Source organism: Citrifermentans bremense (assembly GCF_014218275.1).
Classification (GTDB): Bacteria; Desulfobacterota; Desulfuromonadia; order Geobacterales; family Geobacteraceae; genus Geomonas; species Geomonas pelophila.
This window is the reverse complement of sequence record NZ_AP023213.1, coordinates 3,543,020-3,564,395: the sequence shown is the minus strand read 5'-3', so window position 1 is coordinate 3,564,395 and position 21,376 is coordinate 3,543,020. Positions and strand designations below refer to the sequence as shown.

Sequence of the window (21,376 nt, the reverse complement as noted above, 5' to 3'; positions counted from 1 at the left end):
GACTGAGAAAAAGGTGAAAAGGGTGACCATATGAACCGTGGCAAATTTTCCAAAGAAGTGCTCCTCTTGGACCCGGAACGGGAAGTGGAGCGGATCTGCGCCAGGGTGAGAGAGCTGATGCTGACCCAGGTGAAACGGCGCGGCTTGGTGGTGGCGCTATCCGGGGGGATCGACAGCAGCGTCACCGCGGCCCTCGCGGTGAGGGCCATCGGCAAGGAGCGGGTGGTGGGCCTGGAGATGCCCGAACGGTTCTCGTCCGAAGAGAGCCAGAGGCTAAGCGGCAAGCTCGCCTCCTCTCTCGGGATCGAGACGGTGCTCGAGGAGATCTCGGCAGCCCTGGAAGCGGTGGGGTGCTACCGCAAGTACGACGAGGCGGTCCGGATGGTGCTCCCGGACTACGGGGAGGGGTGGAAGTCGAAGATCGTGATCACCAACAACATGGAGCATCCCGGCTTCACCTCCTTTTATCTCGTGGCCCAGGACCGGGGCGAGGCGGTGACCCGCGTCCGCCTCCCCTTCAAGCCGTACCTGCAGATCGTCGCCGCCACCAACTTCAAGCAGCGCATCCGCAAGATGCTGGAGTACTACCACGCGGACCGGCTCAACTTCGCCGTGGCCGGCACCCCGAACCGCCTGGAGTACGACCAGGGCTTTTTCGTGAAGCTTGGGGACGGCGCCGCCGACATCAAGCCGATCGCGCACCTGTACAAGTCGCAGGTGTACCAGTTGGCCGAGTACCTAGGGGTGCCCGAGGAGATCCGGCGCAGAGAGCCGACCACGGACACCTACTCGCTGGCGCAGGGGCAGGACGAGTTCTACTTCTCGCTTCCCTACCAGGAGATGGATCTCTGCCTTTTCGCCAAGAACCACGGGGTGGCGCCAGAAAGCGTGGCGGAAGTCCTGGGGCTTTCTCCGGACCAGATCCGGCTGGTATTCCAGGACATCGAGGTGAAAAGAAGCAGCACCCGATACCTGCACCTGCCTCCCCTGCTGGTGGAGGCGGTCAACTGGCAGTGAAGCAGCAGATCGCAACCAAAGGAGACGCATATGAGCCTGCTAGAAGAGATCAGAAGCTTCATCGTGGACAATTTCCTCTTCGGGGACGCCGGAAACCTTAACAACGACAGCTCCTTCATCAAGGAAGGGATTGTGGACTCCACCGGGATACTGCAACTGGTCGAGTTCATCCAGGAACAGTACCGGGTGGTTGTGGAGGACGAGGATCTTATCCCGGAGAACCTTGATTCGGTCAACAAGGTTGCGGTCTTCGTGGAAAGCAAGATGAAGATGGCGGCTTTGGTGGAAGACGAGATCGAGGTGGCGGTAGGCGGCGCCGACGGCGCGGCTTGAGCGGGAGCGGATCATGTTAGGGAAAGTGCTGCAAAGGATGCTGGGCAAGCTCGCCATGGTGGTCCCCGGAGGGTTCTCACTGAGGCCCTGGCTGCACAGGATGCGCGGCGTCCGGATCGGGAAGAACGTCTGGATCAGCCAGCTGGTCTACATCGACGAGATACACCCCGAGCAGATCAGCATCGGGGACAACGTAACCATCGGCCTCAGGTGCACCATCTTCGCCCATTTCTACCTGGGGGACCGGCCGCTGGACACCGGGAAGGGGAGGGTGGTGATCGAAAAGGACGCCTTCATCGGCCCCAACTGCACCATCCTCAACGGCGTCACCATAGGAGCGGGATCGGTTGTCGTGGCGGGGAGCGTGGTGACGAAGTCGGTCCCTCCGGGGGTCCTCTTCGGCCACACCCCCGCTTCCCCGCTGGCGCGCATCACGCACCCCCTGACCAGCGACGGCCAAGTCGACTACGACCGCTTCGTCTTCGGCCTGAAAAAGCTCTAGTCCCGGAAGGTTTTTCTTAAAAGGTAGGCGAAAAGCGCCAGTGCCAGCAGGAGCGCCACCGCGATCCCCCCCACAACCCTCCTTCTACCCTGTTCGTCGTCAATGAGCTGCAGTTCCCCGTCCAGCTTGGACAGCTCCGCGTTGATCCTCCCCGATTCCGACTTGACCAGCGCCGTGTTCACCTCGTGGAAGAGCGAGTGGAAGCTGTTGCGGACCGAGAAGAGTTCCTTGCCGAGCCTCTCGGTGTCCACCCCGATGGACTGGTACCGGCTAAGCCTCCCCTCGATCCCCTGGATGTGCGCCTCGGTCTGCTGCATGGCGTCCCTGATGATCCTTGCCCTCTCGAAGCTGTGGCAGCGGCTGCAGCTCTTTTCGTTGATCAGGGCAAGCGAAGCCTTTAGCACCTCGTGGTTTCCATGGCAGGTGACGCAGGTAGGGCCACCATTGCCCAGAGCCCTGCCATGCGCGCTGGAGAGGTAGTCCTTAAGCACCCCGGGATGGCAGCGGCCGCAAAAGGCGGGGATGGCGGTCTCCTTTGGCGCCCCGAGGAACCCCTTGGCGGGGGTCATTGCCGTGGGGGCGTCGGTTGGGTCGCCGCCGTGGCAGCTGTTGCAGGAAATGCCGTTTTGGGCATGCACGCTCTTTTTCCAGAGGTTCACCGGCGCGCCCAGCCGGTCCGGTAGGGAGCCGTGGCACTGCAGGCAGACGCTCTCAGGCGGCGCCTCAGCGCTCCAGGCGGAAAAGGCGAGAAGGAGCAGGGGGATCAGGATGAACAGGGTTTTTCGGGTCCGGGTCATGAGAAGTGCCCCCATACGGTAAGAGCGATCCAGAGCAGGATCCCGCCTACTACTAGCGTCAGGAAAAGCGGGCGCTTCAGCGGGTGCCGCTCCGGCGAGCGGTCGGCGAAGGGGAGTAGGGCCAGGAAGGTCATGGCCGCCCCCTGCACGGTGAGCCCCAGAAGCTCGTTCGGGAATATCTTCAGGGTCTGGTAGTTGGCCAGGAAGTACCATTCGGGCTTTATGTGCGCAGGCGTCTTGAACGGGTCCGCCGGGACGAAGGCGTCAGGCGTGAACGGCATCGAGGGCCAGAAGAAGACCACCCCGAGGAAGATGGCGAGGTAGATGCAGATCGAGGTGGTGTCCTCCAGCATGTAGTTCGGGAAGAAGGGGATGCCACCCGGGTGGCTCTGGTAGCGGTAGCGCTCGGGCTGGAACGGCGTCGCGGTGTCGCTTCTGCCAAAGGGGGGGGGCGAGACGCCGGTCCGCTTCAAGAGGAAGATGTGCACCACGATAACCATCGCGATCACCAGCGGCAGGAAGGCCACGTGCAGCGCGAAGAAGCGCCCGAGCGTCGCCGGGCCGACTAGCTTGCCGCCGCGCAGGAATTCCACCATCCACGGGCCCGCCACAGGGAGCGCGCTCACCGAGTTGGTGGCGACGGTGGTGGCCCAGAAGGAGAGCTGGCTCCAGGGGGCGAGGTAGCCGGTCAGCGAGATCCCCTGCACTAAAGAGAAGAGCAGGAAGCCGCTGAGCCAGTTCATCTCTCGCGGGCTTTTGTAGCTTCCCATCACCAGGGTGGAGAGCATGTGCAGGATCAGCGCGGCGATCATGGTGTTCGACCCCACCGCGTGGCAGAGCCGGATCAGCCAGCCGAAGGGGACCTCGTTCATGATGAAGTTGACGCTCTTGAAGGCCTTCTCCGCGTCCGGGACGTAGTAGACCAGAAGCAGCATTCCGGTAACCACCTGGATGGCGAAGGCGACCAAGAGGACGCTGCCCAGGGAATACCAGGCGTTTATGTTGCGGGGGAGCAGGTAGCCGGTGAGCTCCTTATCCGCGATTTCGCCGATGCCGACCCGCAGGTCGACCCAACGGTACAGACGTTTTAGCAAGGACATTGCGCCTCCATGTACGGCAAAGGACTAACCTATGGTGATGTTCCCGCCGGTGACCGTCACCGGGATCCTCGCCAGCGGCTTGGGAGGGGGGCCGGCCAGCACGGTGCCGTCTATGGCGAACTGGCCGCCGTGGCAGGGACAGAGAAAATGCTGCTGCTCCTTCACCCACTGCACGATGCAGCCGAGGTGGGTGCAGACCGCGGAAAGGGCGACCATCTCCCCACCCTTGGTCTTGATCAGGACCGCGGAAGAGCCGCCGTACTCGAAGAACTTCGCCTCCCCTTCATGGAGGTCGGCGGCCGAGATCACCAGCTTCTGCAGCCCCGTCGCCCCGGACCTGGGAGCCAGATAACGAAAGACCGGGTAGCCCGCGGCAACTGCTGCAGCGGCCGCTGTCCCGGCCAGACACACCCCTAAAAACTTCCTCCTGCCCTCACTATCCATGCACCCTCCCGCGGTTGCCCTTTTCTGGTTCGGCTCAAGTATAATGACTGCCCCTGCCATTTCAAGTGCCACAGGCTCATGAAAATGGCCTTTGTCGCCGCCTCACCTTCGCACCGGATCCTTGAATTCGCCCCAGGCGCAGGGAAGGGGCTCGCTGAAGAGCTCACAATCTAATGAACAGACGCGGCGCTCACCCGAGGGATTGTGCTTTACCGGTAGCCGGAACTTGGGTATCATTTCGCGGCCTGCCCCCGGGAGTTTCCGGAGCCGGCGCAAGCGACGCGAAATAAAAGGAGAGAGCATGGAAACCTACTACGACCCCAAGGACCTCGGGAGCTTCGCCGAGGTGGCAAAGGACGCGCCTGAGCTTGCCGGGAAGTTCTTTGCCTACTACAACGAGGTCTTCGCCGAAGGGGAGCTGACCGAGCGGGAGAAGGCGCTCATCGCCCTTGCCGTAGCCCACACCGTCCAGTGTCCCTACTGCATAGACGCCTACACCCGGGCCTGCCTGGAGAAGGGATCACACCTGGGCGAGATGACCGAGGCAGTCCACGTGGCGACCGCCATCCGCGGTGGAGCCTCCCTGGTGCATGCGGTGCAGATGCGCAAGATCGCCGAGAAGCTCTCGCTGTAAGGGGATGGGGATGCCGATGGCTGCAAACGGACAAATGGGAGGAAGAGCGTTTCACGAGGCGCTGGAAAGGCACGGCCTGCAACTGACCCGGGAGGAGACCCGGGTGCTTCAGGTGAACGTCGGGCTTGCCTGCGGGCTTAGCTGCCGCCACTGCCACCTGGAGGCGGGGCCGCAGCGGGACGAGGTGATGGACCTTGAGACCATGGAGGCGGTGATCGACTGCGCCCGCCGCTTTAGGTTCGAGAGCATCGATCTTACCGGGGGCGCCCCCGAGCTGGTCCCGGACCTGGAGCGGTTGGTGCGCGCGCTCGCCCCTCTCACCGGCAGGCTCATGGTGCGCACCAACCTCGTGGCGCTCGATGGCGCAAGGGGCGCGGCTCTTTGCGAGCTCTACCGGGAGCTGGGGGTGGCCCTGGTGGCTTCCCTGCCGGCAACCAACGCCTCCCAGACCGAGGCCCAGCGCGGGGAGGGGGTCTGGGGGCGGAGCATCGAGGTACTGAAGAAGCTGAACGCGCTGGGGTACGGGATGCCGGAGAGCCCGCTCAGGCTCGACCTGGTCTCCAACCCGTCAGGGGCCTTTCTCCCCCCACCGCAGCAGCAGGCCGAGCAGAAGTTCAGAAGCGATCTCTTCCGCAGGCACGGCATCAGCTTCCACTCCCTTTACACCTTCGCCAACGTGCCGCTGGGGCGTTTCCGGAGTTTCCTGGAGCGCTCCGGCAACCTCGATGCGTACCTCGCCAAGCTCTCCGACGGCTTCAACCCCTGCAGCGTCCCCGGGCTCATGTGCCGCTACCAGCTCTCCGTCGACTGGCGCGGCAGGCTCTACGACTGCGACTTCCACCTGGCGCAGGGGGTCTGGCACGGTGGGGGGGAGACCCACATCTCGGCGCTTGCCGAGCTCCCCCCGCCCGGGACAGCGATCCCCACCGCAGACCATTGTTTCGCCTGCACGGTAGGCGCCGGCTTCACCTGAGGCGGGAGCATCGTGGCCTAGTTAGGCCGCTTATCCTGCGGGGGCTCCTTGGGGAGTCGCGTCGGCTTTCTGGCCGGCCGGAACCGCTGACCCCGGTACTTCTCCCGCTCTTCCCAGTAGCGCCGGTACTCCTGGTTCCTGAGCTCCCTCATCGTCGCCAGGTCGTATTTCAGCAGCTGCGGGGGAACCTTCCCCTTGCGCACCGCGCCCCAGGGGCCGTCGTAGGAGCTGGAGCGGTACCAGCTCCCCTCACGCCAGAGGTAGTACCCCTGGGGGAGGTAGAAAAGGTCCTCCGGCACCCCCACCGCGACCCCGACCCCGAGCCGCGCCGGAAACAGGAATTCCGGGGGAGGCTTCACCGCGGGCTTCACCGGCTGTGCAGGTTTTACCCCCTGTGGCTGACTGCGGCCGTTTTGCTGCGGCTGCGGCTGGCGCGGCTCGGTGTAGCGCCGGTGGTACTCCTCGTACATCTGGTAGGGGTAATAGGTGTAGAAGGACCCCCGCGCCGGGCCGCTGCTGGAGAGAAACAGCAAGGCGCAAAGGATCGCCGTCGTGCATCCGTGTCTGTTCATAGGCACCCCCGCTGGCATGAAGCCTCCCCGAAAATGAGCCCTGCAGCTTGCAGTCTCAGGCTTTTGCTGCATCCGCGGCCCTTTTGGGTTTGATTGGAAAATACTAATTGATTCTCTTGGGGCGGGGGGAAAAGTCAAGCCGATTTTTCATTGGGAAGATCGCCGGCTTCTGAGGTATAGTGTCTTCCGCCGGCGTTCAGGCGGAAGATCCAGCAGTAACGGGGAGTTGAAGGAGGACAAGGTGGCCGGTAAACCATGGGTGGACAAGGATCAGTGCATAAGCTGCGGTATCTGCATCGGCAACCTGCCGCAGGTATTCCGCTTCGACTCGCACGGCAAGTCGGAGTGCTACGACCCTGAAGGGGCGGACCCGGAGACCATCCAGGCGCAGGCGGTGGACCTTTGCCCGGTCTCCTGCATCGTGTGGGTGGAATGACCGGGAGCGCCGTGAAGAAGACCGGCCTCGCCAAGGGGATGGCGCTTTTGGCCTGCGTCATAGGCATCAGCCTCCTGCATTACCTCACGCCGCTGCGGCTTGCCATGCTGCACGACATCTTCCAGCGCCTCTACTACATACCCATCATCCTCGCCGCCTACTGGTTCGGCTTTCGCGGCGGCATCGGCTGCGCCCTCCTGGTCACCTTCTGTTACGCCCCCCATATCCTCTTCCAGTGGGGGGGGCATATCGCCATGGAGATGGAGAAGTATCTCGAGGTGATCCTCTACAACGTGGTCGGGGGGATCACCGGGATGCTGTCGCAGCAGGAGCGGACCCGCAGGGAACAGCTGGAGGAGACGGCCAAGGGGCTGGAGGATTCCTACCGGCAGCTGAGGAGCCAGTCCGAGCTCATCATCAGGATCGAGGAGCAGTTGCGCCGGGCGGAGCGCCTCTCCGCTCTGGGCGAGCTTTCCGCCATCCTTGCCCACGAGATACGGAACCCTCTCGCCTCGATCCGCGGCACCGCCGAGATCCTGATGGGGGACGGGGCGGCCGCCAACCGCGACGAGTTCCTGGAAATACTGGTGAAGGAATCCGACCGCCTGAACCGCGTGGTGGAGGATTTCCTGCGCATGGCGCGCCCCGAGCCGGCGGTGAAGAAAGAGTGCGACATAAACTACGAGCTTGCCAACATCGTGATGCTCCTCTCCGCCCAGGCTCAAGGCGAGGAGGTGGAGCTCGACTTCGCCCCCGGGGAGATCCCGGCGGTCACGGCCGACCCCGAAAAACTGCGCCAGGCCTTCATGAACATCATCCTTAACGGCATCCAGGCCTCGGCGCCGGGGGGGAGGGTCCAGGTGACGACCAGCTTCGACAGCCAAAGCCGCAGCATCGAGATCCGCTTCTGCGACAACGGTCCCGGGATCGCTGCCGAGGCGATCGGAAAGATCTTCGAGCCCTTCTTCACCACCAAGGGGAGCGGCACCGGTCTCGGTCTCTCCATCACCAGGAAGATCCTTGAGGGGCACGGCGGGACGCTGGAGGTGGAGAGCGCGCCGGGGGAGGGGGCCTGCTTCAGGGTCCGGCTACCGGCTTAGGGGTAGTGGGTATTGTGGAAAATCCTACGACGCTTGCGGGATATTCTACAGGGTCCCACCGGCCGCTGTCGGCGCTCGGGACGGCGCCGCCAATGATCTCCAGTAGTTGCAGCCGGCATCAACGGTGGCACGCTACTTGTACCTGCATTGCCCGTTCACTGTGGCAGGCGCCTTTTCCGGCGCCTTGGCGAATGGAGCAAGCGCATGAAAAACATAAGGTTCAAAATCGTCAACTCTTGCCTGGTTGTCGCCGTGGTGGTCATCCTCGTCGTCGCGGCCTTCCACGTGCGGGTCGGAGCGACGGCCGACCAGGTGGTGGTACTGCGCACCTCCGGGATGACCTGCAGCAGTTGTGTCGGCAAGATAACCAAGGCGTTGCAATCCGAGCGCGGAGTGGCCGCCACCGAGGTCGATCTGGCGGGGGGGGTGGTCATTGCCGGGTACGATTCCAAGCAGGTGGCGCCTGAGCGGCTGGCAAAAACCGTTGCCGCCACCGGGTTCAACTCCGAGGTGGCACAGGTGCTTACGCCCCAACAGTTCAAGTCACTTGCTGGACGGGAGCTCGGCGCCCAGTCCGCCCCTGGGGGGTGCTGCGGCCCGCGCGGTTGCAACAGCCGCCAATAAGAGCCGGAATGAAGTCTAGATCAACCTCTGCTGCAAGTTTCAGCACGAATGCCCCGGCAGACCCGGGTGAAAAGGAGCAACTAATGGTTTGTCACTGCAGAAAAGGCCTGAAGTACCTCTTGCTGGTGTCCCTGTCGCTCGTCGTCGCGGCGACCGTCGCCTTCGCCTTCACCATCCCCGGGATGGGGAAGTACGACAAGGTGAAGCCGGTAAACGGCAGCGTCGTCATCCCCGTCTCCAAGGTAAGCGACGGCAAGGCCCACTACTACAAATTCACAGACGGCGGGAAGGAGATCAACTTCTTCTTGGTCAAGGGCAGCGACGGGGTGCTGCACACAGCCTTCGACGCCTGCGACGTCTGCTTCCGGGAAAAGAAAGGGTACGAGCAGCAGGGAGACAAGATGGTCTGCAAGAACTGCGGCATGAAGTTCGCTACGGCCCGCATCGGAGCTGCCAGCAGCGGCGGCTGCAACCCCTCGCATCTCCCGGCGAAAATCGACGCGGCGAACGTCAGCATCACCGTTACCGACCTTAAGGCCGGCGCCCGCTTCTTCTAAACTTTGGGTGTCCCCTCCCTCCGCCGCACCACGGTCCGCGGGGGGGGGGAACCCTCCCCCAGCCCCTGCCGGTTCCCCACCCCTGATGCCGCTTTCCCCCGCTTCGAGGCATTTCTTGACACCCGTCCGCCCCCCGGTGTATTAAACATAGTCGAGACAGCACCAGGGGAGAATAGATGACCAAGGACAAAGACGAGCGCAAGAGGAGTCACCTCAAGCTCGTGGTAAATAACCCGGAGATCCGGAGCGCCCGGCCCGCGGCAGCCGAGCAGGAGTTCGTGCCGCTGGAGGAGCTGATCGCCAACCGCGACCTGTTCCGGCCGGCATTCTACCGCGGCATGGGAAGGCTGCAGACCAAGGGCTACCAGACCCTGGAGCGCTTCCTGGCCGGCAGGGGTGCGCCTTATGGGATCGATCCCATTCACGGCAAGGTGCTGGTGCTTCCCGCCGGCAGCGTTTCCCCCGAATCTCTTGAGTTCGGTTCGCCGCAGGACGAGGTGCTGCTCAGCATCTCCGAGGATGCCGGCGGCACCGGTCTTTGCTTCTCGCTCGAGATGATCCTCCCCTATTTCAGCGAGGACGACGCGGTCATGGAGGAGGCGCTTTTGTTCGCGCCGGTCCTGCAGTACGGCGCGCTCTTCCTCGAGGAAAACCCGCACGACGGCATGCTCGACCTGATCTACCGGCTGGCCGTCCCGCTGTTCCCCCCCCTTCTTACCACGCGCCTGGCCGAGAGGATGTTCTCCATCTTCTCGTTCGAACTCAAGGAAACGTTCCTGGCGCTCTCCGACTACCCCGAGGGGTAGGGCACAGCGCTCCTTCCCTCGCCCGTTCATTCACCCCCCCCGCCATGTTTCCGCCAGAGGGGTGAGGGGATATGTAATATTCTAATATTGAAATGTTCTCTGGATGGTGCTATTTACCTCTCATCCCATTTTCGTTTCAAAGGTAGCAACAAGATTAGCAACGCGCTGACCCGCTTCTCCTCCAGCGGCAGAATCAACCAATGTCACAAAATCCACCTTTAGCCGGCATTCTGGGACGCTGGGACTCCGGGACTCCGGGACTTGGAGTACCTTTACCTTGCATGGATGTTCTCCATCTTCTCACCTCTAACCTAAGTACACCTTCCTCGCCCTTTCCGCCGGTGATTTCTCTTCTGCTGTTCTAGTTCTGCGCAACACTCCTGTTCGAATTTTTTTTCAGTTAAACCGGTGCATTCCGTTGTTTGTTCGTCCAAGTGTTCAATCGTTGATGTACTGCCGCTCCCGCGGCTTCGCACGTCAATGGCGGTAAATCAACCGGTTATGTTGAGGCCCGTGTTGGCATGCCCGTTGCTGAACTCCAGAGCATGCAACAGCGAAGTGAAATTCGAGTTGGGGGATAACAATGAAAGGACTGTGCAGGCTCTTCCTGGCGATGTTTCTTTTATCAATTTCTGGTCAACCGGTTCTGGCTGATTTCGATTCTGCCTTGAACGCCTTTCGTCAGCAGCGCTATGTCGAGGCGGCCACAGAATTCAAAAAGTGCGATAGCGCGAAAGCCAACTTTTACCTCAGTCTTATGTACGGAATGGGGTGGGGGGTAGTGCGAAATAAAAAAGAGTCTGTGGGCTTTTTACGCCGGGCTAAAAAATTGGAACTGTTGGAGACGCAACAGTTTGCATTAGTTGCGAGCGAGAAGTGAAAGGAAGAGCGTTCTAAGTTTATAGGTCTCTATATGCGGCTCACCGGCCGAGGGGCGGTCAGAGCACCTGACGCCCCTTTCATTTATCCCAACTCAACTTGTGCCCCCGCCCGCATCTGGACTTCAACGTCCTCTCTAAGCGACCTTCCTTTTAACACATCTCAGTTAACAGGACGGTTTTAAGACTCTGCCGTTAGTTCGTCGGCACTGATCTTCCTGTTAATGTCTCAAATTTAATTTATAAAATTCCAAATGTTTTTTGACACGTTAGCGTGGCTATGGTATAGCCTGTGATTAGTTTCACTTAGGCTGCATGCATCAACGTTTCATCAGTTGATGTCGTAGCTTTATTAGTGGAACTCCTGTTTGAACGGCGTGACAGCGTGAAACTGTTGGCTCATAAATGAACAATTGTCGTTGATATGCAAGGGAGGGGCATCATGTCCGTCAGGCATTTTCACTTGGGGCTTGTTTTTGCTAATTTTGCTTTGCCTGTGCTACTGGTCGCCGGATGCAACCAGGATACTTCATCGTCTGCCGGACCGGCTGACGGTCAATCTGCAACCACATTGGGCAAAGTGACCACCAGGGTGGCCACAAGCGCCGAAGTAAGCACCCTTCCCGCCCGCGGGAAACAGAAGCTTTCCGCTCCTCCCGCCGTAGCTGTTTTCGGGATGATCTACATCGATGCCAACACAGGCAAGGAATACATCTTTGATGGCAATTCCTGGGTTCCACACGACAATACCGTGGATAGTTTTTATGCAGCGCGTAAGGCGGAAAGCGCTGCAAAGACTGGTACGAAAACGGCGGCATCCATGGTCCAGTCGGACGTTTACCTCGATGGAGACCCCGCCTGCACCCCTTCCGGCGCCCACGGAGGTCCCGGCTCAACTCCTGCCGGACATTACGCCTATCAGTGCGCCGTATGCCACAAGGTTGGCGGTCGTGTTTCCTTTTTAAAAAGCGGTCCGGCATATGCGTCTGGGCTCGCGGCTCCAACCTACAACACTACCACTCAGACCTGCTCCAATGTGGCGTGTCACGTCGTGAGCGGCTCGTACAGTTACTACGTCTACGATTGGGGCCTCGACACCACGGTCCTGACAACGCTTACCTATGGCAGCTCGACCCCCCGCCCGACGGCGTCGTGGTTCTCCACCGGGGCTGCCGGATGCACCGCCTGCCACGACGATCCGCCCCGCAACGGTTCCACCGGAAGCAACGTCTGGCATAGCGGTAACCATGGCGGCCAGGGGCCAACCGGTGAGCGCAACCAATGCCAGTTCTGCCACCCAGATGCTTCCAGCCCCGGGAACGGCATCGGTGATACCATCACCAATAAGACTTTGCATGCAAACGGGACGGCGAATGTGTCAGCAGTATTCACCTCTGCCTGCTACGGCTGCCATTGAGATTACTTTGAATCCCAACGACAGGTGAGCTTGGAATTCATCGCGGACATCTGCCGTGGATCTGTAGTAGGACCTGCTTGGAGTGCAATGAGGGTCGATCCCTCGACGTGGCAGCCGTATCCTGCGGAACTCTCTGCAAAAGGAGGACTCATGTCTGGGAGATATGTAAACCTAAAGAGCCTCGATTTCACCCGGTATTTTTTTGCTTTGGTGCTGTTACTGGTGTCCGGCTGCGGCGACGTCTCCACTGTCACCCAAGGCGCGTCAGAAACCGGCGCATCCGAAAGTAAACAGACGATATCTGCTGCCTCCGCCGCGGATGTCAGCAAACTTCCGGTACAAGCGCGGCAGAGGCTTTCTGCCCCCCCCCCGGTTGCTGTGTTCGGCATGACCTATTTCGATACCACGATCGGAAAGGAGTTCATCTACGACGGCAAGATGTGGGTGCCGCATGACAGCACCGTCGAAAGCTATTACGTGAAGAAAGGCACTACCCTTTCTAAGACTGCTGCCCTGATGACGCAGGATGAAGTCTGCGTGGACGGGGATCCTTCATGTACCCCGACCGGCGCCCACGGCGCGCCAGGCATGGCGGTCGCTGGTCATTACACATTTGACTGCTCTGTGTGCCACAAGGTCGGCGGCCGACTTGTCTTCGATAAAAATGGGCCTGCCTATGCGGCGGGCAAGCCTGCTCCAACTTTTGACGCCAGCGCCAAGACCTGCCTCAACGTGGCGTGCCACAACATATCGGGTACCTTCAGCTACTACACCTATGACTGGGGTATGGATGCTGTGGTCCTCTGCACCTTGACTTACGGCGGCGGGGTGCCACGAGCCACGCCCTCATGGTACTCGACCGGTCCCGCCGGTTGCGCCGCCTGCCACGACGACCCTCCTCGTAATGGCTCCAATGGGAGCAACGTCTGGCACAGCGGCAAGCATGCCAACCAAGGGCCAACAGGAGAGGCTAACCAGTGCCAGTTCTGCCATCCTGACGCGTCCAGTCCGGGCAACGGTATCGGCGACACCATCACCGACCCCAGCCTCCATGCGAACGGCTCGGTCCAGGTGCAGGCAACCTTCAAATCGTGGTGCTTCGGCTGCCATTAGGGTGCCTAGCCAAATCCTTAGCTGAACAACAAGGGGCAGCCTTTTCCCGGCTGCCCCTTGTTTACTTCTCACTCGTTTTTTAAACCGCTGGGGGGACTAGCGCGACTCGCGGGGAAGGATCCCCGCAACCTGCTCCATGTCCCTTCTAAGTCTTTGTGCGGCGTAAAACTCCCTACGCGTCATTTCCCTTACCACAGCTTCCCTCACTTCGGCAGCCTTTTCCACGCCTTGTCGGGCCGCGAAATCCAGCCACACCCAGGCCTGCACCATGTCGCGGGAGTGCCCCTGAGTGTTGTACCAAAGGCCTATACGGAACTGGGACTCCGCATGGCCGTGCATGGCAGCGACGAGGTACCATTTCGTCGCTTCGGCTCCGGTGTTGAACTTCGCGGCATGTCGCTCATATAGTTGGGCGAGATCGTAAGCCGCTGCAATGTTACCGCAGGCCGCCGCGATGCGCAGCCATACGGCGGTATCTGACGGGTGGCAAGCGTTCCCGGGGCCTTTGTCGCAGTGCAGCGCCACCTGGTAGGCCGCCTCGGCAGGGGGCAAGGCGGCAAGAGCGTGCCACTTCGTTGCTTGTCCGGAGTCCGGAGGGCCATTTCCGGCGAGGTAGATCTGGGCAATTCCTTCTTGCGCACCAATGTGCCATTTCTCTGCCGCGAGCCGGTACCATTTCAGTGCCTCGGCGATGTTGCGTGGTGCGCCGCATCCTTCACGATACATGTTTCCCAGGAAGTACTGTGATTGGGGATCGCCTCGATCGGCCGCCTCCTTGAACCAAGCCGCCGCCTGTGCGTAATCGCTTTTGCCGCCCAGACCGGATGCGTACATGACCCCCAGGTTGTATGCAGCCTCAAGCTGCGATTGCCGTGCCGAAATGGAGAAGCAGTTGAACGCTTCGGCAACGTTACGCTCTATGTTGTGGCCAGTGGCGTAGTCGACACCGGTGTTGTTGGTGACGGCGGCGTTTCCGTCCCCTGCCAGTTCTGAAAAGAAACGGTCGTTCTGGGGGGCGCCGGCCGGATGGGCTGCGTCGACTATTTTTGATTTGCGCAGATCTGCCGCCCCCATCCCCTGCAGGGATAAACAGGCCTTGTCCTGTGCGGCGGCGCCTACTGCCGACAGGGTCGTCAGGATGATAAGGGCTGGAGCTGCGTTGCGGTATTTCAAGGCTATCTCCAATTACAAGGCCGTCGGTCGAGTCACGCCGACAGCTTACATGTCATGACATCTGACGCAGTTTTCCCTGATGGTGAATGCCGTGTAGTCGTCGTGACATGCGCCGCATGACTTCCCGCTTTCCATCTCATTCATGCTCACCCTCGGAGTGGTGTAATCGAGAGGGAAAATCTTTGGATGGCAATCGGTACAGCGGTAGAGCGCGGTGTGAAAGCCATGGCTGAAGGTCACGGGGCCTGCGTTTACAACCTTCATAAGCAGGTTTCCCGCCAAGTGACACCGGGAGCAATCCCTGAGGGCGAAGGCCTTTTGGCCGCGGTGGCACGCACCGCATGACTTTCCCTTTTCCATCTCGGCCATTGTGGCATGGGGATTTCTCCCCGGGAAAAAGAGTTTGTTGTGGCATGCGTCGCACGGGAACTTGTCGGTGTGCGGCTTATGGAGGAAGTTGACGTTACCTACGTAGGGCACGGCGAAGGTTATGGTCCTGATAGCGTGACACCGCCCGCAGGCTGAGAGAGGAAAGGCGATCCGGCCATGGCAGGCGCCACAGGATTTTCCCTTCTCCATCTGCGCCATGGTGACTGGTTTCTTGCTCTTGGTCTTGTAGATCTTCTCGTGGCAGGTCGGACAGTTATCCGCGATCTTGGGGCTGCTGGTGTGAATGCCGTGGCTGAAGACGACTTCGCCGCCGTAGCGCGGCTTGAACACGATATCGAACACATCGGAGGCTTGCACCGCAGTCCAGAGCATTACCGCCGCAGCAATAACCAGCATTGAGATCCGCATAAAAGACATAACAGGGTTCCTGATAGCATGCCGCACGGCGAAAAGAATGGGTTCAATCTATAACCAACGAAACTTTCTTTGTCAAGAACATCGTTAGCTTTGTCCTATGGTTAGCCCATCCCCAACCCCCCGGGCCTGCCGTCTTCGCGTGCAAACTCGCAGCCGCCTATCCTTGATATCCGGCACGGCCTATCCGGGCCGCTTGAGATCGCACTGGGTAGAAAAACCAGGGAAGCCTATCGTTTTGCGTCCTGACCATACATTACTTGACGGAAAGCCATCCGAAATCGAGCGTGGAGTTGATACGAAGTTTACTTTTGCTAATCGCTCTTGCGACATGAAAAAGCCCCCTGCAGGGCAGGGGGCTCGGGGTAGCGGTGAGGGGTGTTACTTGATGGTGGCGTTTTCGATGATGACGGGATAGAAGTACCCGCTGCCGAAGTCCTTGTCCTTCGCCACGGTACCGGTGACGGTGACGGTCTTACCCGTCGACGGCGCGTCCTGCGTCGTGGTCACGGTCAGATCGTTGTCCTTGGCGGCTGCGCTGCCGCTGCCGTCTTGCAGGTGAATCCAGGTTTTGCCCATGATGCCGGCGGAGATCTTGACGATCTTCCCTTTAACGGTGACGGACTGCTTGTTCAACTGCGCCTTGTTCTTGAATACATCACTGACGCGATATACCTTGCCTGCGGCCGCTTTCTCGTTTGCTGCGCCTTTGTCGGCGCATAAGCCGACGGCTGGGAGTGAAATGGCAAGTACCACAACAAAAATTTTCACGTAAGCATTCATGCATATCTCCTTCTGCTATGTTTGATTGCCCAAAAACCGGTCGGGTTCTAGGGGGGTATAGGTTAGTCGCAGATCATCAGCTCTTTCTCGCAGTTGTTGATGCAGACGATGTTGCCGTCGTTGTCCGTGTAGCAGTGCTTTTGGATCAGGCCGCATTTCTTGTTACAGAAAACCACCGTGGGGGCGGCCGGTGCGCCTTCCTTTCCCGGCTCGGCAGCGAGCGTCATCGCCGCCTCGGAGGCACTCTTCTTCTTGTAACTGTTCACAGTTTCCTTCGCGATGATCTCCCCTTTGTCGTTGACGATGTATTTCTTGTCGGAGCTGAGTTTGGCGCCTCCCCCCTGAAGCATGTCTACGATGGGCGGAATCTCTTTGTGGGGCTCCGCCGCCAAGGCGGTCACCGGGCCCAGCAGGAAGCAGGTGATGAGAAAGAAGATCACGTTTTGCGTCAAAGTGGTCATCGCAAACCCCTCGGTGGCATAAGGATAAAGTGTGGAGGTACTATAGCCTTGGCGCGCTGCTATTTCAACGATATTGTGGAGCCCCGGCGCAACCCGGAGCGGGGAAGGGGGCATGTTGATGTTTTTGCTATGCATTCAACGACTGTTCTTGCTATCATCGGTCGCAGTTTGCTTATGGCTGGTATACCAATGTTGACGAGGACTTGATATGTTAAATGGAAAAAAAATTGTCGTTGTGATGCCGGCGTACAACGCCGAAAAAACCCTCGAGATGACCTACAACGAGATCCCCTTCGAGATCGTGGACGAAGTGGTGCTCGTAGATGATGCAAGCCGCGACCGGACCTCGGACATAGCGAGACGGCTTGGTATCCACACTATCGTTCATGCCGACAACAAGGGGTACGGGGGAAACCAGAAGAGCTGTTACCAGGCGGCCCTCGGACTCGGTGCCGACATCGTCATAATGGTCCATCCCGATTACCAGTACACCCCAAAACTCATTCCCGCCATGGCCTCACTCATAGCCTATGACGAGTTCGACGCGGTTCTTGCTTCCCGCATCCTGGGGATCGGAGCGCTGAAGGGGGGCATGCCGCTGTACAAGTACGTCGCCAACCGTTTTCTCACCCTCTTTGAAAACCTGATGCTGGGGCACAAGCTCTCCGAGTACCACACCGGCTATCGTGCCTTCTCAAAAGACATCCTCGAGCAATTGCCGCTTGATGAAAACTCCGACGACTTCGTTTTCGACAACCAGATGCTGGCACAGATCATCTGGTACGGCTACCGTATCGGTGAACTGACCTGTCCCACCAAGTATTTCGAGGATGCATCGTCAATCAATTTCCGACGCAGCGTGACTTACGGCTTCGGGGTCCTGAAGACGTCGCTCCAATTTAGGCTGCAGAAACTTGGGCTCGTGAAGAGCGGGATTTTTCCGTAACGCGGACTGAAAGGAGAACGATGCGCAGCCGGCCGCTGAATGGGGTATCTCCCAGGCGGCCGTGCCCGCTTCACCTCGTCGCCCGGTTCATGCTGCTCTCCAGGTTCCTCCTGGCATGGACGTTTGCCGGATTGAGGCGCAGGGCCTCCTGGAACTCCTTGATTGCGGCGTCGCTTTGTCCGGCTTTGTTGTAGACGATGCCCAGGTTGTTGTGGAGCTCGTCGTAATCCGGGATCAGTTTGAGGCATGACTGGTACTGCTCAAGCGCCTCCCGGTACCTTCCCCGCCCAAGGTAGGCGTTGCCAAGGTTGTAGCGCGCCATCGCATCGTTGGGTTCTAGCTGCAGGGTGCGCTCGTACTCCAGGATGGCGGCATCGAGATTCCCCTGTTGCCGGTAGACGATGCCCAGGTTATTGTGCAGTTCGAAGTCATCGGGTTTGATGGCGATCGCCTTCTGCAGTTCCTGTCTTGCTTCCTCCAGCCGTCCAGCATTTCCGTAATAGAGCGCCAGGTTTTGATGGGGCCTGAGCTTCGCCGGGCTCTTTTTCACCGCGTCCAGCCACAATGAAATTTCTGTTTGCCACACGCTGTTGCGCAGGATGGTCAGCGTACCGAGCATCGCGATGACGACAAGTGCAGCCGCGAACCGGGCCCTTCTTCCCACCGACAGGCGCAGGCATATCCGATCGGCGAGCCAACACAGCACGATGATGACCCCAAGGGAGGGGAGGTAAAGCCGGTACTCCGCGGACAACTCTCCGAGCGGGATGATGCTTGACTCGACCGATAAGGTGATGAAAAACCAGAGGATGCCGAACGGAACCACCCTCGCTGCGGCGTCCCCGGCTCGCAGGGAACGGATGTACCCGACGGCAGCCCAGCCGAACAGGCATAGCAGCAGCAGAAGCGGTAGGAGGACGGCTGGAGCGAAAGGGTTGTGCTGAACCGCGAAATCGTGGTCGACGTTCTGCCCCACAGGGAAGAGCAGCAAGCGCAGGTAGCCTGCCACCACGTTGAACTGGGTCAGCAGGTAGTCGAGCCTTCCGATGCCGGACGAGTCCGCGGCGGTTAGGGTGCGCATGGTGCCGCCGAGGGCGGTGAGTTGCCCCTTCTGGAGGAAGATAAGACCGGGGATGATCGGAACGGCAAGCGCAAGCGGCCAAACCTTGCGCAGGTGATCGCGACAGGTGCCGGGGAAGAAGGAGAACTCGTAAAGCGCGATTACGAAGGGGAGGGTGAAGGTGAATTCTTTGGTCAGCATCCCCAGCGAGGCGGAGACGACGGAAAGGGCGAGATAAAACAGTCCGGAGCGCCCGTGGGCCTTGCGAAAGCCGAGGTAGGAGGTCAGGGCGAGCAGTGAGAAGAATGAGGCCAGGAGGACGAAGCGCGAGGTGACGTAGGTGACTGCGTGGGTCTGGATCGGATGGCAGAGAAACAGCAGTGCTCCGATCAGCGGCAGGGGGCTTATCCCCTCGGACTTTTCTTCGTGCTCGTCCTTGCCCCTGATCCCGAACAGGTGCCCCAGCACCAGGTAAACGAGCCATGCGTTCACGATATGCAGCGCAAGGTTGACGATATGGTAGCCGGCGACCTGCAGTCCGTGCATATGATAGTTGACTGCCAGCGAAAGGTAACCCAAGATGCGGGTCATGAATGCGACCCGCAGGGCAGGCGGGATGGCCGTCGGTGAGAGCTCTGCTCCTCCGGTGACGGCGCCCGGTGAAATGAAGGCGTTGAAATCCCTGATGGCGGGGTTGTTAACGATGTAGGCGTCATCGTCGAACTGGAACGGAACGGAGAAGGTGTTGCCGTAGGCCGCGAGGCCCGCGAGGGCCAAAATCAGAAACACCAGGAGGTGCTTTTGGGTAGGGCGTGTGTACGTCATGCTGATAGGTACCTTTGTCGTTAGGAAGTGGTTGTTAGCTGAGGCGAAATCAGTCAAGGGCGGACAGGGCGCCCAATGTATCATATAAAGTTTGAATTGTAAAAGTTCCGCTTATGGCGTAAGCTTTGGCGCCTGAACCCTGCGGGGAAGCGTCGGTAAATAAAACGGGAGCTGGCTATGAAAAGACGATTACCCGCAATCCTCATCGCATTCTTGGTTTGCTGGAGCGGCTCGTGCTACGCGGATTTTAAGGAGGCCGAGAGGGCATTCGACAAGGGTGATTATTCTTCCGCTTTAGCCTTATACCGGGCTGATGAGACACCAGAATCATTTAACCAACTCGGCGTGCTTTACTACAATGGCCTAGGCGTCGGAAGGAACGTGAGTGAGGCGCTGCATTGGTTTCGCCGGGCGGCGGATATGGGGAGTGCGGAAGCGCAGGTCAACCTCGGCCAACTGTACGAAACCGGCGATGGCGTCACCAGGGACGTTGCGGAGGCTATGAAGTGGTACGGCAAAGCTGCCGCTGGCGGGGATCCCGGCGCCCAGCACGATTTTGACCGCCTGCGCGCGGAGAGTGAGCCGAGAAGGATCCGCTGGTACCGCAAGGACGCCCAACTCGGTCATGTCATGGCCCAGTATAACCTTGCCGACGCCTACTATTATGGTGAAGAAGTGCCTCGGGACAGGCGCGAGGCGGCGAAGTGGTACCTGAAGGCTGCGGAACAGGGGAACGCTCCGGCGCAGTATATGATGGGGCTCATGCTGCTGCAACGAGACGGCGTGCAAAACGCTCCGGCTGAAGGAGTCGCATGGCTGCGAAAGGCCGCTTCCTCCGGTCATCGGGAAGCCCAGTACCAGATGGGCCGATGCTTGCTGCAGGGTATTGGAGGGCGACGCGACAGGGAGGAGGCCATCCTGTGGCTGCGGAAAGCCGCGGCACAGGGAGAGCCGACAGCGGCGGCTGAATTGAAAGAGGTGGGAAAATGAGAAGTGGAGGAGCCGGGTGGAGCCATGTTCTGCCTTTGTGGTTCCTCTTTTTATTCACGTCCCCGCTTTACGGGGTGTCGCCGGCGGCGGCCGACTTTGGAGCCGGCGTGGCGGCGTACGACAGTGGGGACTTCGAAGCTGCGCGGCGTGAGTTCGCCGCGGACGACAGCCCCGAGGCTTCCTTCTACCTCGGCCGTATCTTCGATCTGGGGCAGGGGGCACCACGGGACCCGGACCTGGCGGCTCGCTATTACGGCATCGCCAGGGGCGGTGGCTTTACCGGTTCCGGGAGCCAAGGGGTGAGGTTCAGGTGGTACCTCTCCGCCGCCGAGCGGGGTGACGCCTCGAGCCAAGCCCGGGTTGGCGAAATGTACCTTGAGGGAGATGGAGTCAAAAAGGACGCGCAACAGGCGGAACAGTGGCTGCTAAAGGCTGCAAAGAACGATTATGCCCCAGCCCAGTGCAGTCTGTACGAGTTTTACTCCAACGGGAGCGGGGGGAAGAAGGACCCCGTCCTGGCGCTGTCCTGGCTGCACCGGGCTGCCGACGGCGACTATGTGAAGGCCTTGACCACCCTGGCCGTCCTGAACTACAGGGGTGAAGGAGTCACTCAGGACAAGGCCGAGGCGGCAAGACTCTATACAAGGGCTGCGGCGCAGGGAGACGTCAATGCCGCCTACAGTCTAGGGGTCATGTACTACCAAGGCGACGGGGTCTGCCAGGATTACTGCAAAGCCGCGCGCTTGTTCGACTTCACGGCGCGGCGCGGAGATGCGGCCGCTCAAGGCTTGCTGGGCTTTCTCTACGACAACGGCTGGTGCGTTCCGCGTGACAAGTTCACTGCCGCCATGTGGTATCTTGCCGCGGCTCGTGGCGGAAACGGTCAGGCACAGTACAACTTCGCGGTCATGTGCCTCAATGGGGAGTTAGGCCGCACCGATCGGAACATGGGGTTGGAGTTCATGGAAAAAGCCGCGGCCAACGGAATTGCCGAGGCCCGCGATGCTTTGGGAAAACTGAGGTGATTTGAC

The 21,376-nt window shown here is 60.1% G+C and carries 25 protein-coding genes; 16 read left to right on the top strand and 9 right to left on the bottom strand.

Annotated elements, in window-relative coordinates:
* Positions 1–30: 30 nt before the first annotated feature.
* From nadE to GEOBRER4_RS15665, 3 genes are read left to right on the top strand one after another with little or no spacing between them, the layout of a single operon-like run.
* Positions 31–1,017 carry an NAD(+) synthase gene (gene nadE, locus GEOBRER4_RS15675; protein WP_185243099.1) on the top strand — a complete coding sequence of 329 codons (987 nt, stop codon included), beginning with the start codon at positions 31–33 and terminating at the stop codon, positions 1,015–1,017.
* Positions 1,018–1,047: 30 nt separating this feature from the next.
* Positions 1,048–1,350 (top strand): acyl carrier protein, encoded by a 303-nt coding sequence (locus GEOBRER4_RS15670; protein ID WP_185243098.1) that lies wholly within the window; start codon positions 1,048–1,050, stop codon positions 1,348–1,350.
* Positions 1,351–1,363: 13 nt separating this feature from the next.
* Positions 1,364–1,852 (top strand): DapH/DapD/GlmU-related protein, encoded by a 489-nt coding sequence (locus GEOBRER4_RS15665; protein WP_185243097.1) that lies wholly within the window; start codon positions 1,364–1,366, stop codon positions 1,850–1,852.
* Here GEOBRER4_RS15665 and GEOBRER4_RS15660 read toward each other — a convergent pair.
* The 3 genes from GEOBRER4_RS15660 to GEOBRER4_RS15650 are packed head-to-tail and all read right to left on the bottom strand — an operon-like array spanning position 1,849 to position 4,193.
* A complete protein-coding gene (locus GEOBRER4_RS15660) occupies positions 1,849–2,649 on the bottom strand; it encodes a multiheme c-type cytochrome (protein WP_185243096.1) in 801 nt (266 codons plus the stop codon). The two genes, GEOBRER4_RS15665 and GEOBRER4_RS15660, sit on opposite strands and share 4 nt — an antisense overlap.
* A complete protein-coding gene (locus tag GEOBRER4_RS15655) occupies positions 2,646–3,749 on the bottom strand; it encodes a cytochrome b (protein ID WP_185243095.1) in 1,104 nt (367 codons plus the stop codon). Before GEOBRER4_RS15655 ends, GEOBRER4_RS15660 begins: the two co-directional genes overlap by 4 nt.
* A gap of 24 nt (positions 3,750–3,773) precedes the next feature.
* The gene (locus GEOBRER4_RS15650; protein ID WP_185243094.1) at positions 3,774–4,193 is read right to left on the bottom strand and encodes a QcrA and Rieske domain-containing protein; all 420 of its coding nucleotides are present in this window, start codon (positions 4,191–4,193) and stop codon (positions 3,774–3,776) included.
* 301 nt (positions 4,194–4,494) lie between these two features.
* Between GEOBRER4_RS15650 and GEOBRER4_RS15645 the strand changes: the two genes are divergently transcribed.
* Positions 4,495–4,827 carry an arsenosugar biosynthesis-associated peroxidase-like protein gene (locus tag GEOBRER4_RS15645; protein ID WP_085811752.1) on the top strand — a complete coding sequence of 111 codons (333 nt, stop codon included), beginning with the start codon at positions 4,495–4,497 and terminating at the stop codon, positions 4,825–4,827.
* 10 nt (positions 4,828–4,837) lie between these two features.
* On the top strand, positions 4,838–5,800 hold the full coding sequence (gene arsS / locus GEOBRER4_RS15640; RefSeq protein WP_185243093.1) for an arsenosugar biosynthesis radical SAM (seleno)protein ArsS: 963 nt from the start codon (positions 4,838–4,840) through the stop codon (positions 5,798–5,800).
* Between the two features lie 17 nt (positions 5,801–5,817).
* Here the strand turns inward: arsS and GEOBRER4_RS15635 are convergent, their stop codons facing one another.
* Positions 5,818–6,372 carry a YXWGXW repeat-containing protein gene (locus GEOBRER4_RS15635; protein ID WP_185243092.1) on the bottom strand — a complete coding sequence of 185 codons (555 nt, stop codon included), beginning with the start codon at positions 6,370–6,372 and terminating at the stop codon, positions 5,818–5,820.
* A gap of 241 nt (positions 6,373–6,613) precedes the next feature.
* Between GEOBRER4_RS15635 and GEOBRER4_RS15630 the strand changes: the two genes are divergently transcribed.
* The 8 genes from GEOBRER4_RS15630 to GEOBRER4_RS15595 all read left to right on the top strand — a co-directional run bounded on the left by GEOBRER4_RS15630 (position 6,614) and on the right by GEOBRER4_RS15595 (position 13,303).
* Complete coding sequence (locus tag GEOBRER4_RS15630; RefSeq protein ID WP_085815064.1) at positions 6,614–6,808, top strand: ferredoxin; 195 nt, start codon at positions 6,614–6,616, stop codon at positions 6,806–6,808.
* Between the two features lie 11 nt (positions 6,809–6,819).
* Positions 6,820–7,908 carry a two-component system sensor histidine kinase NtrB gene (locus GEOBRER4_RS15625; RefSeq protein WP_404813848.1) on the top strand — a complete coding sequence of 363 codons (1,089 nt, stop codon included), beginning with the start codon at positions 6,820–6,822 and terminating at the stop codon, positions 7,906–7,908.
* Between the two features lie 204 nt (positions 7,909–8,112).
* Positions 8,113–8,532: a heavy-metal-associated domain-containing protein gene (locus GEOBRER4_RS15620; RefSeq protein ID WP_185243091.1), complete on the top strand. Its 420-nt coding sequence runs from the start codon at positions 8,113–8,115 to the stop codon at positions 8,530–8,532.
* A gap of 83 nt (positions 8,533–8,615) precedes the next feature.
* Positions 8,616–9,089, top strand: coding sequence for a DUF2318 domain-containing protein (locus tag GEOBRER4_RS15615; protein ID WP_185243090.1), 474 nt, complete (start codon positions 8,616–8,618; stop codon positions 9,087–9,089).
* Between the two features lie 176 nt (positions 9,090–9,265).
* Positions 9,266–9,895, top strand: coding sequence for a hypothetical protein (locus tag GEOBRER4_RS15610; protein WP_185243089.1), 630 nt, complete (start codon positions 9,266–9,268; stop codon positions 9,893–9,895).
* 583 nt (positions 9,896–10,478) lie between these two features.
* Entirely contained in the window at positions 10,479–10,775 is a 297-nt protein-coding gene (locus GEOBRER4_RS15605) for a hypothetical protein (protein WP_185243088.1), read from the top strand.
* A gap of 440 nt (positions 10,776–11,215) precedes the next feature.
* The gene (locus tag GEOBRER4_RS15600) at positions 11,216–12,190 is read left to right on the top strand and encodes a cytochrome C (protein ID WP_185243087.1); all 975 of its coding nucleotides are present in this window, start codon (positions 11,216–11,218) and stop codon (positions 12,188–12,190) included.
* A 150-nt stretch (positions 12,191–12,340) separates the two neighbouring features.
* Entirely contained in the window at positions 12,341–13,303 is a 963-nt protein-coding gene (locus GEOBRER4_RS15595; RefSeq protein WP_185243086.1) for a cytochrome C, read from the top strand.
* 96 nt (positions 13,304–13,399) lie between these two features.
* Here the strand turns inward: GEOBRER4_RS15595 and GEOBRER4_RS15590 are convergent, their stop codons facing one another.
* From GEOBRER4_RS15590 to GEOBRER4_RS15575, 4 genes are all read right to left on the bottom strand, one after another.
* Positions 13,400–14,476, bottom strand: a complete 1,077-nt coding sequence (locus GEOBRER4_RS15590) for a tetratricopeptide repeat protein (protein ID WP_185243085.1) — start codon at positions 14,474–14,476, stop codon at positions 13,400–13,402.
* Between the two features lie 45 nt (positions 14,477–14,521).
* Complete coding sequence (locus tag GEOBRER4_RS15585; RefSeq protein ID WP_185243084.1) at positions 14,522–15,283, bottom strand: cytochrome c3 family protein; 762 nt, start codon at positions 15,281–15,283, stop codon at positions 14,522–14,524.
* Between the two features lie 378 nt (positions 15,284–15,661).
* Positions 15,662–16,063, bottom strand: a complete 402-nt coding sequence (locus GEOBRER4_RS15580) for a hypothetical protein (RefSeq protein WP_185243083.1) — start codon at positions 16,061–16,063, stop codon at positions 15,662–15,664.
* A 62-nt stretch (positions 16,064–16,125) separates the two neighbouring features.
* Entirely contained in the window at positions 16,126–16,524 is a 399-nt protein-coding gene (locus GEOBRER4_RS15575) for a hypothetical protein (RefSeq protein ID WP_185243082.1), read from the bottom strand.
* 208 nt (positions 16,525–16,732) lie between these two features.
* Between GEOBRER4_RS15575 and GEOBRER4_RS15570 the strand changes: the two genes are divergently transcribed.
* Positions 16,733–17,470 (top strand): glycosyltransferase family 2 protein, encoded by a 738-nt coding sequence (locus GEOBRER4_RS15570; protein WP_185243081.1) that lies wholly within the window; start codon positions 16,733–16,735, stop codon positions 17,468–17,470.
* Positions 17,471–17,540: 70 nt separating this feature from the next.
* Here GEOBRER4_RS15570 and GEOBRER4_RS15565 read toward each other — a convergent pair whose 3' ends face one another.
* Positions 17,541–19,319, bottom strand: coding sequence for a tetratricopeptide repeat protein (locus GEOBRER4_RS15565; protein ID WP_185243080.1), 1,779 nt, complete (start codon positions 19,317–19,319; stop codon positions 17,541–17,543).
* Positions 19,320–19,532: 213 nt separating this feature from the next.
* Here GEOBRER4_RS15565 and GEOBRER4_RS15560 point away from each other — a divergent pair, with 213 nt between their 5' ends.
* Together GEOBRER4_RS15560 and GEOBRER4_RS15555 are read left to right on the top strand one after the other, a co-directional pair.
* Positions 19,533–20,345 carry a tetratricopeptide repeat protein gene (locus GEOBRER4_RS15560; protein ID WP_185243079.1) on the top strand — a complete coding sequence of 271 codons (813 nt, stop codon included), beginning with the start codon at positions 19,533–19,535 and terminating at the stop codon, positions 20,343–20,345.
* A 107-nt stretch (positions 20,346–20,452) separates the two neighbouring features.
* A complete protein-coding gene (locus tag GEOBRER4_RS15555; protein WP_185243078.1) occupies positions 20,453–21,370 on the top strand; it encodes a tetratricopeptide repeat protein in 918 nt (305 codons plus the stop codon).
* Positions 21,371–21,376 lie beyond the last annotated feature (6 nt).